Source organism: Leifsonia sp. Root4, assembly GCF_001425085.1.
GTDB lineage: Bacteria > Actinomycetota > Actinomycetes > Actinomycetales > Microbacteriaceae > Microterricola.
In genome coordinates this window covers 134,449-148,311 of the sequence record NZ_LMDN01000004.1, presented here as the reverse complement: position 1 = coordinate 148,311, position 13,863 = coordinate 134,449, and the positions used below count along the sequence as shown (strand labels likewise).

General features: G+C 67.7%; 15 protein-coding genes. 12 read left to right on the top strand and 3 right to left on the bottom strand.

From position 1 onward, the window contains the following. The first annotated feature begins 39 nt into the window (after positions 1–39). From ASC66_RS13995 to ASC66_RS13980, 5 genes are all read left to right on the top strand, one after another. A complete protein-coding gene (locus ASC66_RS13995; protein WP_055840756.1) occupies positions 40–486 on the top strand; it encodes an ArsR/SmtB family transcription factor in 447 nt (148 codons plus the stop codon). A gap of 400 nt (positions 487–886) precedes the next feature. Continuing rightward, on the top strand, positions 887–1,081 hold the full coding sequence (locus tag ASC66_RS13990; protein WP_055840752.1) for a helix-turn-helix domain-containing protein: 195 nt from the start codon (positions 887–889) through the stop codon (positions 1,079–1,081). Positions 1,082–1,171: 90 nt separating this feature from the next. After that, positions 1,172–1,270 (top strand): 30S ribosomal protein bS22, encoded by a 99-nt coding sequence (locus ASC66_RS17885; RefSeq protein WP_003792170.1) that lies wholly within the window; start codon positions 1,172–1,174, stop codon positions 1,268–1,270. Between the two features lie 170 nt (positions 1,271–1,440). Continuing rightward, complete coding sequence (locus tag ASC66_RS13985; protein WP_055840751.1) at positions 1,441–1,710, top strand: glutaredoxin family protein; 270 nt, start codon at positions 1,441–1,443, stop codon at positions 1,708–1,710. After that, entirely contained in the window at positions 1,707–2,018 is a 312-nt protein-coding gene (locus tag ASC66_RS13980; RefSeq protein ID WP_055840748.1) for a Dabb family protein, read from the top strand. The genes ASC66_RS13985 and ASC66_RS13980 overlap by 4 nt, the downstream gene beginning before the upstream one ends. Positions 2,019–2,102: 84 nt before the next feature. On the opposite strand, the gene ASC66_RS13975 is transcribed toward ASC66_RS13980, so the two are convergent. Continuing rightward, complete coding sequence (locus tag ASC66_RS13975) at positions 2,103–2,492, bottom strand: SHOCT domain-containing protein (protein ID WP_055840745.1); 390 nt, start codon at positions 2,490–2,492, stop codon at positions 2,103–2,105. A 281-nt stretch (positions 2,493–2,773) separates the two neighbouring features. On the opposite strand from ASC66_RS13975, the gene ASC66_RS13970 reads away from it, so the two are divergent. The 6 genes from ASC66_RS13970 (at position 2,774) to ASC66_RS13945 (ending at position 9,910) form a co-directional block, all read left to right on the top strand. Continuing rightward, positions 2,774–3,721 (top strand): HAD family hydrolase, encoded by a 948-nt coding sequence (locus ASC66_RS13970; protein WP_055840742.1) that lies wholly within the window; start codon positions 2,774–2,776, stop codon positions 3,719–3,721. 47 nt (positions 3,722–3,768) lie between these two features. After that, positions 3,769–5,382, top strand: a complete 1,614-nt coding sequence (locus tag ASC66_RS13965; protein WP_055840739.1) for a SulP family inorganic anion transporter — start codon at positions 3,769–3,771, stop codon at positions 5,380–5,382. Positions 5,383–5,386: 4 nt separating this feature from the next. Further along, positions 5,387–6,217, top strand: coding sequence for a mechanosensitive ion channel family protein (locus ASC66_RS13960; RefSeq protein ID WP_055840736.1), 831 nt, complete (start codon positions 5,387–5,389; stop codon positions 6,215–6,217). A 158-nt stretch (positions 6,218–6,375) separates the two neighbouring features. Then, a complete protein-coding gene (locus ASC66_RS13955) occupies positions 6,376–8,055 on the top strand; it encodes a SulP family inorganic anion transporter (RefSeq protein WP_235496931.1) in 1,680 nt (559 codons plus the stop codon). A gap of 130 nt (positions 8,056–8,185) precedes the next feature. Further along, the gene (locus ASC66_RS13950) at positions 8,186–8,857 is read left to right on the top strand and encodes a GAP family protein (protein WP_055840732.1); all 672 of its coding nucleotides are present in this window, start codon (positions 8,186–8,188) and stop codon (positions 8,855–8,857) included. Positions 8,858–8,971: 114 nt separating this feature from the next. Further along, positions 8,972–9,910 carry an AI-2E family transporter gene (locus ASC66_RS13945; protein WP_162243514.1) on the top strand — a complete coding sequence of 313 codons (939 nt, stop codon included), beginning with the start codon at positions 8,972–8,974 and terminating at the stop codon, positions 9,908–9,910. Between the two features lie 868 nt (positions 9,911–10,778). On the opposite strand, the gene ASC66_RS13940 is transcribed toward ASC66_RS13945, so the two are convergent. Then, positions 10,779–11,768, bottom strand: a complete 990-nt coding sequence (locus ASC66_RS13940; RefSeq protein ID WP_055840729.1) for a formylglycine-generating enzyme family protein — start codon at positions 11,766–11,768, stop codon at positions 10,779–10,781. A gap of 97 nt (positions 11,769–11,865) precedes the next feature. Here ASC66_RS13940 and ASC66_RS13935 point away from each other — a divergent pair, with 97 nt between their 5' ends. Next, positions 11,866–12,114 (top strand): heavy-metal-associated domain-containing protein, encoded by a 249-nt coding sequence (locus ASC66_RS13935; protein WP_055840726.1) that lies wholly within the window; start codon positions 11,866–11,868, stop codon positions 12,112–12,114. A 291-nt stretch (positions 12,115–12,405) separates the two neighbouring features. Here ASC66_RS13935 and aspS read toward each other — a convergent pair whose 3' ends face one another. Further along, the gene (aspS, locus tag ASC66_RS13930; RefSeq protein WP_082492351.1) at positions 12,406–13,785 is read right to left on the bottom strand and encodes an aspartate--tRNA(Asn) ligase; all 1,380 of its coding nucleotides are present in this window, start codon (positions 13,783–13,785) and stop codon (positions 12,406–12,408) included. Positions 13,786–13,863: the final 78 nt, after the last annotated feature.

Below are 13,863 nucleotides of genomic sequence, written 5' to 3'. Positions count from 1 at the left end.
GTCATGGTACTCCCCACGGGGAGTGACTACCCTTGAGCCATGGCGGACATCTTTGACGTGGTAGCAGACCCAACCCGACGCGACATTCTTGGCATCCTGTTGGAGAAGCACAACACCAGCGCAGATGCGGCCGGGGAGATCAGCGTCTCGGAGATCGTCGCCGAACTCGGGCTGAGCCAGCCCACCGTTTCCAAGCACCTCAAGGTGCTGCGCGAAGCCGGGCTGGTCGCCGTGCGCGAAGAGGGGCAGCACCGCTACTACCACCTCGACCACTCGCCGCTCGAGGCGATCGAAGACTGGTTGATCCCGTTCCTCAGCGTCGACTTCGACGCCGTGGTGCGCGAGGGTGACTTTGCGGATGCCGGCCTCAAGGACGAGCAGCGGGCCTTCGCCACCGCGCTCGGCAAGGCATTCGCCGATACCTCCGTCAAGGTCAGTGCAGCCGTCAAGGACGTCGCGCCCAAGAAGTGGCGCCGCTACGAGTAGGGTCCAGCGCTAGGCACGGCCCAGCTGGTTGAGCCCCGGGTTGAGCCCCGCTGTTTGAGCCCAGCTGGTTGAGCCTGTCGAAACAGCTCCGCTGGTTGAGCCTGTCGAAACAGCTCCGCTTGTTGAGCCTGTCGAAACAGCTCCGCTTGTTGAGCCTGTCGAAACCCCGACGTGAACCGGCAACTCTGACGGAGATTGCCTGGGTTTGGGCTGCCGCCCTTCTTGCCGCTGGCGCGGCAAGCCTGTCGCAACGCTTCGTATCCCGCCCTAGCCCTAGACATCGTGGGGGCCGGGGCCTATAGTTTCGTCACGCGCACGCGTCACTCGAGTCACACCCGTCACACGAGCAGAGTGCGCGAGGGCTCACCCGGGAGCCCGCCTGGGGGACGAACGAGGAATCATGGCCCGTGATCTTTCCGATGTGCGCTTTTTGACCGTGGCCGAAGTCGCGGCGATGATGCGCGTGTCCAAAATGACGGTCTACCGCCTTGTTCACGCGGGAGAACTGCCCGCGATCCGCTTCGGACGCTCGTTTCGCGTGCCCGAATCAGCCGTCGAAGACGTCGTGAAACACCACGTCGCAGACAGCGCGTGAACAATCGGTGAGAGAACGCCGCCGAATCCGGTAGACTGGGCACTTCGTGTCGGCTGCATTCGCAGTCATCCAAAATCTTGTGAGGTTTGTGTGGGTTCTGTAATTAAGAAGCGCCGCAAGCGTATGGCGAAGAAGAAGCACCGTAAGTTGCTTCGTAAGACTCGCCACCAGCGTCGCAACAAGAAGTAAGCCGGAGAGCTCGCCGTGATTCTGCGGTGAGTTCAACAGGCAGCGAGCGCTAGACCCCTGGGTCTAGCGCTTATTGCTGTTAAGCCGGTTTCGACCCTTCGATGGGCTCAGGGCGGCGCAGGCTCAACCGACGGGGCTGTGCCTCAAGCGGTGAGGCCTAGGCTTGATCGGTGACCGTTCCCGTTCTGACACTCATCGGCAAGCCCGGATGCCACCTCTGCGACGATGCCAGAGACGTGGTGAGCGCGGTCCTGGCCGAGTTCGCCGCCTCGGCATCCGACCCCGTGGTCGTGTTCGAGGAGAAATCGATCCTCGACGATGCCGCGTTGCACGAGCGATTCGTCGAAGAGATCCCCGTCGTGCTGATCAACGGCGCGGTGCACAACTATTGGCGCATCGACCCGGTGCGTCTGAAGACGGCCATCTTGGAGGCACAATGACCATTCGTCACGTCGTATCGTGGAGGCTCGCCGAGAGCGACCCAGCGCTGAAGGCCGCGCAGGCCGCCGAGATCAAGGCCGGGCTGGAGTCCCTCCGCGGCCAGATCAGCGGCATGAGCGCGCTCGACGTCGGGATCAACACGATCGGCCCCGAGACGAACTGGGATGTCGTGCTGATCGCCGACTACGCCGACGAGGCCGCACTGGCGGCGTACCAGGTGCACCCGGCGCACGTCGCGGTGACCGGCGTCATCCGCGGCCTGGTGGCCGAGCGCAGCTGCGTCGACTTCGAGCTCGCCGCCCTCTAGCCACGCACGTCAGACACGAAGAACGCGCATGCCCCCAGCTGGGAGCATGCGCGTTCTGTGTTGTCGAAAGCGATGTTTAGATGTTTAAGCGAGTGCCTTGGTCTTCAGCGCCTCGAACTCGGCGGGCGTGATGGCGCCGGAGTCGAGAAGCGCCTTGGCCTTGTGGATCTCCTCGGCGGGAGTCGAGCTGGAAGCGACCTGCTTGATGTACTGCTCGCTCGCCTTCTGGGCGGCCTCGATGTCCTTGGCCTGGCGCTCGGCCATGCTCTTGCCGCGGGCGATCAGGTAGACCAGGGCGGTGAGGAACGGCACGAAGATCAAGAAGATGATCCAGAGCGCCTTCAACCAGCCGTTGAGCTTGTGGTCGCGGAACAGGTCACCGATGATCGCGAAGATCGCGAACAGGTAGGCGACGAACGCGAATACCCAGAACATCGCCCACAGTACGTTCCAGAAGTTTTCCCAGATGCTCATTTGATTCCCCTCATTGCTTGTCGACAACCCAGATGGGAGGTCGCTGTGAACACGCTAGCGCCGTTTTCCCAGCCAACGCTAGTAAGTCGAGGAGTTTCGCGCGTCGCGCCACCGTCACGTGCCCGGGTGCGAACCGATTCACACGCCCACATTTTCGCCGATGGCTCTAGCGAGCCATGAGCGGCCCGGTCTAGATTTGCGAGCAGTGCGCCGCGCTGACGGCGTCGGAACGGCGACGCGGAACGGCTCGCACACAGACCGCGCGATGTGGTGGGGGAGATATGACCGGGGTGCTGCCCTCGTGGGCCGAAACAGAGACCAGAGCGCGGATCATCGACTTCGTCGAGCGCGTGTGCGGTGAGGGAGACGGGACGGTGCCCGCCGCGGAGAGGGTGGCGGTCTTCGACAACGACGGCACCCTGTGGACCGAGAAGCCGATGCCGACGCAGCTGCACTACATCGTGCAGCAGTGGGCTGCGGCGGCCGCAGCCGACCCAACACTGGCCGAGCGCCAGCCGTACGCGGCCGCGGTCAATGGCGACTTCGCCTGGCTGGGCGGAGCGGTCACCAAGCACTATGCCGGCGACGACCGCGATCTGAAGCTGATGATCGGGGCGATCCTCGCCTCGACCGCCGACATGAACGTGCTCGACTACGAGAAGTCCGTCGCCGAGTTCTATCGCAGCGCACAGCACATGACCCTGGGCACGCCATACCGCGACGCGGTCTACCAGCCCATGGTGGAGTTGCTGCGCTACCTGGAGGCGCATGGTTTCAGCTGCTACATCGTCTCCGGCGGTGACCGCGACTTCATGCGCCCGATCACCGGCGAGTACTACGGCATCCCGCCGGAGCGGGTCATCGGCTCCGCGGTCGGCCTGAGTTACGACGCGGACAGCGCAGAGGTGCGCTACGGGAGCACATTCGACTTCATGGACGACGGCCCGATGAAGCCCGTGCGCATCTGGTCGCGCATCGGCCGGCGTCCGATCTTCGCCGCGGGCAACTCCAACGGGGACATCGAGATGCTGCGGTACACCCAGGGCAGCCCGGACTCGCTCGCCCTGCTGATCCACCACGACGATGACTCAGGCCGCGGCGACGCGCCTTACGATGCCGGAGCGGAGATCGCGCTGGCCGCAGCCTCTGACCACGATTTCACTGTCGTCAGCGTGTGCGACGACTGGTCGAGCGTGTTCGTGCCGCAGGGCGCTGCGGACACCGCGTGACGGGGCCCCGACACACCGTGACATCGGCATCCACGCCGCGGCCCTCCGTGACGAAACGGCGGGACTGGTTCGCCCCGACACTGCATGGTTACCGGCGCGAATGGCTCGGGCCGGATGTGCTCGCCGGTCTCGCCGCCGGGGCGGTCGTCGTGCCACAGGGCATGGCCTACGCCACGATCGCCAGTCTGCCCGTGCAGATCGGCCTGTACAGCTGCATGGTGCCGATGCTCGTGTACGCACTGCTCGGCGGCTCGCGCGCCATGAGCGTCTCGACCACGTCGACGATCGCCACCCTCACCGCGACCACACTCGTGAGCGCCGGGGTGGCCGCCGGCTCCGACGATGCCGTGCGCGATCTGACCACGCTCACACTGCTCGTCGGCGTGATCCTGCTCCTGGCCCGCCTGGTGCGGCTGGGCGCGATCGTCGAGAACATCAACAAGTCCACGATCCTCGGCATCCAGATCGGGGTGGGGGCGACCGTCGCCGTCGGGCAGCTGCCGACGCTGCTCGGAGTCGACAGCAACTTCACCGGTCATGGCTTCATCCGCTCCATCAACGCCGTGATCGAGGCGCTGCCGTCGGTGAATGTTCCGACGCTGGTGCTCTCCGTGTGCTCGATCGCGGTGCTGCTCGGGCTCAAGCGCTTCGCTCCGCGCATTCCCGGGCCCCTCATCGTCGTGGCGGCCGGCATTCTGCTCGTCGCCTTCGCCGGTTTGCAGGAGGCGGGCGTTGCGGTGATCGCGCCGGTGCCGCAGGGCCTCCCGATGCCGAGCCTGCCGGCGCTCGATGACGTCGTCGACCTGATCCCCGGCGCGCTCGCCATCGCCGTCATGGCGTTCCTCGAGTCTGCGGCGGTGGCCCGCGGCATCCGTGCCCCCGGCGAGAAGCAGATCGACAGCAACCAGGAGCTGCTGGCCACCTCGGCGGCGAGCATCGCCGGGTCGTTCTTCACCGCGCTCCCGGCCGCCGGTGGCTTCTCGCAGAGCGCCGTGAACCTCTCGGCGGGGGCGCGCTCCCAGCTGTCGACGCTGGTCACCGTGGCCTTCGCGGTGCTCGTCGCGCTGTTCCTCGGGCCGGTGCTGAGCCTGATGCCGGAGGCGACGCTCGCGGCGATGGTGTTCGTCGCCGTCGTCGGTCTCATCGACGTGCCGGCGCTGCTGCGGCTGCGGCGGGTCAATCGGCCCGACTTCTGGACGGCCATCGCGACCGCCGTCGTCGGCCTCACCGCCGGCCTGCTCGCGGCCGTCGCCGTCGGCGTCGCCTTGACGCTGCTGCTGATCCTCACCGAGTTGAGCAAGGTCAGGGTCACGGTGGGGGAGCGACGCGGCCCTGTGCTCGCCATCACCGTCGGCGGGCCGCTGTACACCGCGAACGTGCTGGAGACGGAGCAGGCTGTGCTCGCCGCCGTCGAGAGCGCCGGTGGCGGCACGGACCGGCCGAGTGTGGTCGTCCTCGATCTCGGCCGGATGGCGACGACCTCGGTCACCGTGCTCGACACGCTCGCCGACCTCGACCGCGAGTTGGCCACGCAGGGCGTGCAGCTGCGCATCGCCGCCGTGCCGGATGCCGCGCTCCTGATCGCCAGGCGTACGAGCTGGTTCAGCGGGCTCGAGGCCGGCGGCCGGGCGTTCGACGACGTCGAGTCGGGGATGAGGTAGCGGGATGGACGGCAGCGCTCTGAGTGACTTCTTCGCCTCCGGGGACATCACCGGCTGGGACCTGCTGATCGCCGTGCTCGTCGGTCTCGCCGGCTGGGTCGCGTCGATCTTCGTCAAGCGCGGTGTGGTGGCGGTGCTCGCGCGCACGCCGGGGGTGTCGCCGGCCGTCGGGCTGCTGATCGCCCGCATCGCGAAGTACGTCGTGATCCTGCTCGGCATCGGCATCGGACTCAGCTTCCTCGGTGCGTCGGTGCAGCCGCTGATTGCGATCGCCATCATCGTCGGGGTCATCCTGGTGATCGCGCTGCGCGGTGTCGCGAACAACTTCGCGGCCGGCGTCGTGCTGCAGTCACGGCATCCGCTCAAGCCCGGCGACGAGATCGAGGCCGGCGACTATGTCGGCACCGTGCTCGAACTGAACGGGCGCACGGTCGTGCTGCGCACCGTCGACGGCCGCACCGTGCATGTGCCGAATGGGCTGCTGCTGCAGGACCCGCTCGTCAACAACTCGCAGGCGGGTGCCAGGCGCAGCGAGGTCGAGGTGCGCGTCGGCGCAGGCACGCTGCCGCCCGAGCGCATCGGCGAGTTGTTCGTTGCCACGGTCTCCTCCCTCGATGGCGTGCACAGCAGGGAACCGGCGCACACGCTCATCACGGCCATCAGCCCACAGCGGATCACGGCGCGGGTGCAGTTCTGGCATCACCCGCTGCACGGAGTGGCCGTGCGTTCGGCCGTTGTGGTGGCGTTGGCGGCGGTGTGCGCCGAGAACAGGCTTCTGGCGAGCGTCACTTCGGCGCTGCCGAACCCGCCGCTCACCACGGCGGAGGAGCCGTGAGCGTGACGGCACTGCAGCTCGGGCGGCGGATGCCGTGCTGAGGCGTGTGCGCACGGGGATCGCCGGTCCCAGCAGTACGGTGAACGCAAGCCTGCTCCTGTTGATCGGTGCGATGCAGCTGCAGAAGGCGCTCAGCGCCCCGCTCGGAGGAGGATGAGATGCCCGGTGCAACGGCGAAGCGAGCGCGGATGCAGAGGCCACTCGCAGGCCTGACCGCGAAGAACGCACTCCGCGAGGTGGTCGCGGGCGTCACGCTGTTGGCCATCGCCGTTCCGCTGAACATCGGTTACGCGCAGATCGCCGGGCTGCCGCCGACGGCCGGACTCTACGCGCTCGTGCTGCCGGCGATCGTCTACGCCATCGCGGTCTCGTCCCGGCAGGTTGTCGCCTCACCGGATGCCGCCGCGGCCGCCCTGGTTGCCTCCTCGATCGGCGGGCTCGCCGTGGCCGGCAGCGCCGACTACCTCACGCTGGCGCTGGCGCAGGCGATCCTCTGTGGCGTGATGTTCATCGCGGCCGCCGTGTTCAAGCTGGGGTTCCTGGCGAACTTCCTCTCCAAGCCGATCCTCGTCGGCTTCGTCGGCGGCCTCGCGCTCGACATCCTGGTGAGCCAGGTCGCGAAAATGCTCGGGATCTCGATCAACTCCGGCGGCGAGTTCATCGAGAAGATGAGCGGCCTGATCGGCGGCCTGGGAGACATCGGCTGGTGGTCTGCGCTGATCGCCGTGCTCTCGATCCTGATCCTGCAGCTCGGCAAACGCTTCGCCAGGGCCGTGCCGTGGGCGCTCGTCGTGCTCGTGCTCGGCACGATCGTCATGGCGACCACCGGGCTTGAGGAGGCCGGCGTCGCGGTGCTCGGCGCCGTGGAGGCCGGACCGCCGACGCTCACGTGGCCCGTCATCTCGTGGAGCATGTGGGGTGCGCTGATCCCCTCGGCGATCGCGCTGACGATGATCACGACGGCCGAAGGTCTGCTGGTCTCCCGGTCGTACGGCGAGAAGCGCGGTTACCCGACCAGCCCGAACCGCGACCTCTTCGCCTTCGGTCTCGGCAACCTCGCCGCCGGTGCGAGCGGCGGCTTCTCGGTCGGCTCCTCCACCTCGCGCACCGCGGCGATGGACCAGGCCGGATCGCGCACCCAGCTGCCGAGCCTCGTCATGGCGGCCGGAACGTTGCTGCTGCTCGTCTTCGGCACGGCGCTGCTCGAAGACATCCCCTCGCCGGCGATCGGCGCGATCGTGGCCATGGCGATCCTCCCGCTGCTCGGCATCCGCGACTTCCGGATGCTCTGGCGCACGGATCGCTTCGAGTTCATCATCGGAGCCGTCTGCTTCCTCGTCACACTCTTCGTCGGCTCGATCCCCGGCATCCTCGTCGCCTTCGTGCTCGCGCTGATCAACCTCGCCAAGCGGGCGTCGAACCCGGCGATCGACGTGCTCGCCGCGAACGACGACCCGTCGGAGTCGCTGCTCGGCGATGTGCCACTCGGCGAGACGACGGCGAAGGGCGTGATCGTCGTGCGTCTGGCCGCACCGCTGTTCTTCGCCAATGGAACCGTCTTCAGCGATGCCGTCAAACGCGCCATCCACGCCGTCCCTGAGGGGAGCGTGCGTCACCTCGTTGTCGACATGGAGGCCGTGACCGACATCGACGTGACCGCGGCCGAGGCGTTCGCCAGCCTGCACGACTGGCTCGACAGCAAGCAGATCGAGCTCAGTTTCAGCCGGGTGCGGCTGCCGGCCCTCTCCAGGCTCCGGCAGCTCGACCTGCTGGGTGACGCCCGCATCTTCGACACCAACCGCGCCGCGATCGCTGCGCTGGAATCGGCGAAGCAATGAGCGCCCCCGCTTCGCCGGCTCATGGTGACCAGACAGCCACCGATGATCATCGTCGGCAGTACCATGACGGCACCAGTCGGTCCGTCGGCTTCACAACACTGATGCGCCGTCGGCGCCAAGGGGGAACACAATGGGTTCGGTAATCGGCGACATCCTTCCACTCGCGCTCGGAGTCGCGATCAGCCCGATCCCGATCATCGCGGCGATCCTGATGCTGCTGTCGCCGAAGGCACGCGGAACGAGCGTCGGCTTCCTGATCGGCTGGGTGCTCGGAATCGTCGTCGCGATCAGCGTGTTCACGGCGCTCTCCAGTGTGCTGCCCGAGAAGGACCCCGATGCGTCCTCGCCGATAGCCGGCTGGATCAAGATCGCCTTGGGCGCGCTCCTGCTGTTCATGGCTGTCAAGCAGTGGCGCAGCCGGCCGGCGACCGGTGAGGCGGCGGCGCTGCCGAAGTGGATGTCGGCCATCGACACGATGACGGCAGGGCGAGGGATGATCCTCGGCTTCCTGCTCTCGGCCGTGAACCCGAAGAACCTGCTGATGGCGGCCGGTGCCGGTGTGATCGTCGGCGACTCCGAGCTGAGCGGCGGCGAGATCGTGCTGGCGGTGGGGATCTTCGTGCTGATCGCCGCCTCAACCGTGGCCATTCCGGTGATCGCCTACCTGCTTGCCTCGTCGAAGATGGCGGCCCCGCTCGAAAGCCTGCGCGTGTGGTTGGTGCAGAACAACGCCACGGTGATGGCAGTGTTGTTGCTGGTGATCGGCGTGGTCATGATTGGCAAGGGGATCGGAAGCTTCTAAATGGCCGCAACTGGCACTGACAACGGCACAGTCGGGCTCGCGCCCGGAACGCGCATGCTCATCACCATCGCGGCGGCCGTTGTCGCGCTCGTGGGCGTATAGCTGGCGAAGGACGTGCTCGCCCCCGTCGCGGTGGCCGCCGTCGTCGTGATCATCGCGCACCCCGTGCGGCGCCCGCTCGAACGGCGGGGATGGCCCGCCTGGGCCGCGACGACCGTCGTGATCGCCGTGAGCTTCGCCATCCTGGCGGCGCTCGGCGCACTGCTCGTCGTGGCATCCACCCAATTCATCACGATGTTGCCCGACTACGCCGACGAGTTCGCCGCCGTCGTCGACAATCTCGTCGCGGCTCTCGGCTCGCTGGGCTTCCACCCCGAGACGGCAGCAGGTGCGTTCACCTGGCTGACCCCCGAGGTGTTGGTCAGCGCAGCGTATTCGGTCGCCGACTCGGTGCTCGGCCTCGCGACGGCGTTCTTCTTCGTGCTGGCCTACGTGATCTTCATGGCGGCGGATGCCGCATCGCTCGGCCGCCGCGGGCAGGCGTTCGCACCGCGCCCCGCGGTCATCGCCACCCGTTACTTCAGCGGTGTGCGGCGCTACTACGTCGTCAACGCGAGCTTCGGACTGCTCGTCGCGGTGGTCGACGGACTCATCCTGTGGGCGCTCGGGATCCCCGTTCCGATCGTCTGGGCGGTGCTGGCGTTCGTGACGAACTTCATCCCGAACATCGGCTTCGTGATCGGCGTGATCCCGCCGGCAATCTTCGCACTGGTGATCGGCGGCTGGCCGCTCGCGCTGCTGGTGATCGCCGCGTACAGCGTGGTGAACGTCGTGCTGCAGGTGATGGTGCAGCCCAAGTTCGTCAGCGACGCCGTCGGGCTGAGCATGACGCTGACCTTCTTCAGCGTGCTGTTCTGGGCGCTCGTGATCGGCCCGATCGGCGCGATCCTCTGCATCCCGCTGACGCTGCTGGTGCGGGCGCTGCTGCTGGAGCCGGACAAGCGGGCGACGAATCTGCGGGCGCTCAGCGGCGACACGGCGCCGGCCTCGTAGCGGCCTCGCTCACTCTGAACGCTCCGCACTCCACGCAGTACGCGTCGGGGCACGCTCACTTCCACGCCGGCTTGAGCGAGCGGTGCCGCGACGAAGGAGCAGCGACGCCCGCGAAGCCCTGAGCGGGTCTGCGAGCGCGGTTGCCCGGCAGTCGCTGCGCCCGGGCCACGCCCGGGACTCGGCTTCGGGGGCGGCCTCGTTCCTCGGCTGCTCCCTCGAGCCAGCGTGGGTCATCGGGCGGTACGGTTTCGACAGGCTCAACTAGCGGAGAACCCACGAGGCTCACCGAGCGGAGAACCCACGCTGGCTTGAGCGAGCGACGCCGCGACGAAGGAGCAGCGACGCACGCGAAGCCCTGAGCGGGTCTGCGAGCGCGGTTGCCCGGCAGTCGCTGCGCCCGGGTCACGCCCGGTACTCGGCTTCGGGGGCGGCCTCGTTCCTCGGCTGCTCCCTCGAGCCAGCGTGGGTCATCGGGCGGTACGGTTTCGACAGGATCACCGAGCGGAGAACCCACGAGGCTCACCGAGCGGAGAATCCACGCTGGCTTGAGCGAGCGGCGCCGCGACGAAGGAGCAGCGACGCACGCGAAGCCCTGAGCGGGTCTGCGAGCGCGGTTGCCCGGCAGTCGCTGCGCCCGGGTCACGCCCGGTACTCGGCTTCGGGGGCGGGGTCTGCGAGCGCGGTTGCCCGGCAGTCGCTGCGCCCGGGTCACGCCCGGTACTCGGCTTCGGGGGCGGCCTCGTTCCTCGGCTGCTCCCTCGAGCCAGCGTGGGTATTGGCGGATGGCTGCCAAGCATCGCTGACGGTTCCCGAGATTTCCTTGGGGTCGGCTGCCGCCTTTCGCGACGCTTCGCATCGCGCGCGTTTTTCAGCGCGCGCACCTGAAACCGATGTGGGTGGTCGCCGTGTCCTCGGCCTGCGGTGAGCGGGCCGCCGGGCGGTAGCGCAGGCAGTACTCCGGTGCGCACAGGTGAGAGCCACCCTTCAGCACGCGCCGGGGGATCGCCGAGCCGGGCTCGGCGGATGCCGCGGCCGCCGCCTGCTCGGCGGCCGAGGTGCGGCCGGAATCGCTCGGGCCGCAGCTGCACGCGTCGCCGCAGCCGCCTGCGGCATCCGGGGCGGACGCCGCGTCGGCACTCGGCGCCGCCAGCAGATTCGGTCGCGCAGTGGCCGGCACCACGTGCCGGGCCGAGTAGAAGTCGCTCGTCCACTCCCAGACGTTGCCGATGCAGTCGAGCAGCCCGTAGCCGTTCGGCGCGAAGGTGCCGACGGGCGCTGTGCCGACCCAACCGGCTGCACCGGTGTTGTCGTAGGGGAACGCTCCCTGCCAGGTGTCGGCCATGAGCACGCCGCCCGGCCGCAGTTCCTCGCCCCAGGCGTAGGTTGCGCCGTCGAGGCCGCCGCGGGCCGCGAACTCCCACTCGACCTCGCTGGGCAGGCGCTTGCCCGCCCACGCCGCGTAGGCGTTGGCGTCCTCGAACGAGACCTGCACGACGGGGTGCCGTTCGCGCCCCTCGATCGATGATCCGGCGCCGAAGGGGCGGCGCCAGCTGGCGCCCTCGCCCCAGGCCCACCACTGCCGCCAGTCGCGCAGGTCGACCGGGCCGGGTGTCGGCGTGAAGACGAGGCCGCCCGGCGAGAAGTCGCTGATGTCGGCGCCGGGGAAGTCGGCCGGATCGAGCGGGCGTTCGGCGACGGTCACGTAGCCCGTCGCGGCGACAAAGGCGGCGAACTGTTCATTGGTCACCGGGTGCAGATCGAGCTCGAACGGCGCGACCGTGCGCTCGTGCACCGGTCCCTCTTCCGCATAGAAGTCGGCGGAGCCCATCCGGAACGTGCCGCCGGGAATGCTGATCATTTGACTCGGTTCGCTCACCCTTCGAGCCTAGGCGTCCTGGCCGGCACGGAGGAGGCCGTGCTTGCGAACCCATACCCCCTAGGGGTACTATCAAACCATGACTAATGCAACTGCCGCCCCAACCCCCGCCACCACGACCGAGCTCCACGTGACCGGCATGACGTGCGGCCACTGCGTCGGCAGCGTCACGAACGAGCTCAGCGCCATCGAGGGTGTGACCGGCGTCGACGTCGCGCTCGTCAAGGGCGGTGTCTCGACCGTCACCGTTCAGAGTGCGGCGCCGCTGGCTGCGGACGCCGTCGCCGCCGCGATCGACGAGGCCGGTTACGCGCTGCTTGACGCGTAGCGCGACGCGCAGCGTCGCGAAAGGCGGCAGCCTCAACTCAGGCAAGCTCAAGAACGGCGACCGATGCTGGCTCGGTTTCGACAAGCTCAACCAACGGGGCAAGCTCAACCAGCGCGACGCGCAGCGTCGCGAAAGGCGGCAGCCTCAACTCAGGCAAGCTCAAGAACGGCGACCGATGCTGGCTCGGTTTCGAAGCTCAACCAACGGGGCAAGCTCAACCAGCGGACTACATGAGAATGGCCGGCATCCCTCTGGATGCCGGCCATTCTCGTATCTGCGTTGCGGCGCGTGTTACGGCTCCAGGCGCGTCGGGCCGCGGAAGAGGTAGGTGACCTCGCGGATCGACGACTCGTGCAGCAGGAGCATCAGCACGCGGGCCAGACCCATGCCGAATCCACCGTGGGCGGGAACGCCGTAGCGGAAGAAGTCGAGGTAGGTGCCGAGCTCCTCCGGGTCCATGCCCTTGTCTTCGGCCTGGGCGACAAGCACGTCGATGCGGTGCTCGCGCTGCGCGCCGGTGGAGATCTCGGTGCCGTTGAACAGCAGGTCGTAGCTGTTGGTCAGGCTCGGGTCGCCCTCGTGGCGCATGTGGTAGAACGGGCGGATGCTCGACGCGTAGTCGGTGATGAAGACGAACTCGTGGCCGAACTTCTCGGCGACGTAGGCCGAGATCTGGCGCTCGCCCTCCGGGTCCATGTCGTCGTCGGCGCGGGGGATCTCGTAGCCGCGCTCCTTGACGATCTCCTTGGCCTCGGCCAGGGGGATGCGGGGGAACGGCGTGGACGGGACGGTCACCTCGACGTCGAAGAGTTCCTTGATCTCGGCGCCGTGCTTGGCCTTGACGGCTGTGAAACCGGCGACGAGCAGCTCCTCGTGCAGCTTCATCACGTCTTCGTGGCTCTCGATCCAGCTGATCTCGGTGTCGATGCTGGTGAACTCGGTGGCGTGGCGGCTGGTGAAGGAGTGGTCGGCGCGGAAGGCGGGGCCGACCTCGAAGATCTTGCCGAAGCCGGCGGACTGGGCCATCTGCTTGTAGAACTGCGGGCTCTGGGCGAGGTACGCCTTGCCCTCGAAGTACTCGACCTCGAACAGCTCCGCACGCGACTCGCTGGCGCTGGCCATGAGCTTGGGCGTCTGGATCTCGATGAAGTCACGCTCGACCCAGTAGCTGCGCAGCGCGTGCAGGAAGGTGGTCTGAATACGGAAGATCAGGTTCTGCTTCGGGTGGCGCAGGTCGAGGAAGCGCCAGTCCATGCGCTTGTCGAGGCCGGAGTCGGTGGCGATGGGCGTCTCGGGAATCGCCTCGCTGACAACGGTGAGAGTCGCCATCTTGACCTCGAGGCCGCCGAGCTTGACCCGCTCGTCCTTCTTCAGCTCACCGGTCACGGTGATGAAGGAGCCGTGCGCGAGCGCCGAGATGGCCTCGGTCGTGGCGAGGCGGGCCTCGGCAGCTGCGAGCTCATCGCCTTCCAGCGCAACGGTGCCGGCTTCGGCATCCGTCACGGGCAGCGCGCGCAGCGCCGGGTTCACGAGCTGGGCCGCGCCCGACTCGTCGCGCAGCACGATGAACTGCACCTTCTTCTGGTCGCGCACGGTATCGACCCAACCCGAAACCGTAACGGGGCCGTCGGCCAGGGCGGAAAGGTCCTTGATCAATACACGAGAAGTCACGCGGACAATCCTACCTTCGCTCCTCTGCCCTCCCTGAGTGCCAACCGCCCTCAGCTCTGAGGGCGAGACAAAACGGAT

Excerpts from the sequence above, each read along its gene's own strand:
- ASC66_RS13940 (WP_055840729.1), bottom strand. The coding sequence starts at position 11,768 with ATGATCAGCATTCCCGGCGGCACGTTCCGGATGGGCTCCGCCGACTTC.
- ASC66_RS13950 (WP_055840732.1), top strand. The coding sequence starts at position 8,186 with ATGGGTTCGGTAATCGGCGACATCCTTCCACTCGCGCTCGGAGTCGCG.
- ASC66_RS13995 (WP_055840756.1), top strand. The coding sequence starts at position 40 with ATGGCGGACATCTTTGACGTGGTAGCAGACCCAACCCGACGCGACATT.
- ASC66_RS13975 (WP_055840745.1), bottom strand. The coding sequence starts at position 2,492 with ATGAGCATCTGGGAAAACTTCTGGAACGTACTGTGGGCGATGTTCTGG.
- ASC66_RS13960 (WP_055840736.1), top strand. The coding sequence starts at position 5,387 with ATGGACGGCAGCGCTCTGAGTGACTTCTTCGCCTCCGGGGACATCACC.
- ASC66_RS13980 (WP_055840748.1), top strand. The coding sequence starts at position 1,707 with ATGACCATTCGTCACGTCGTATCGTGGAGGCTCGCCGAGAGCGACCCA.
- ASC66_RS13970 (WP_055840742.1), top strand. The coding sequence starts at position 2,774 with ATGACCGGGGTGCTGCCCTCGTGGGCCGAAACAGAGACCAGAGCGCGG.
- ASC66_RS13935 (WP_055840726.1), top strand. The coding sequence starts at position 11,866 with ATGACTAATGCAACTGCCGCCCCAACCCCCGCCACCACGACCGAGCTC.
- ASC66_RS13955 (WP_235496931.1), top strand. The coding sequence starts at position 6,376 with ATGCCCGGTGCAACGGCGAAGCGAGCGCGGATGCAGAGGCCACTCGCA.
- ASC66_RS13990 (WP_055840752.1), top strand. The coding sequence starts at position 887 with ATGGCCCGTGATCTTTCCGATGTGCGCTTTTTGACCGTGGCCGAAGTC.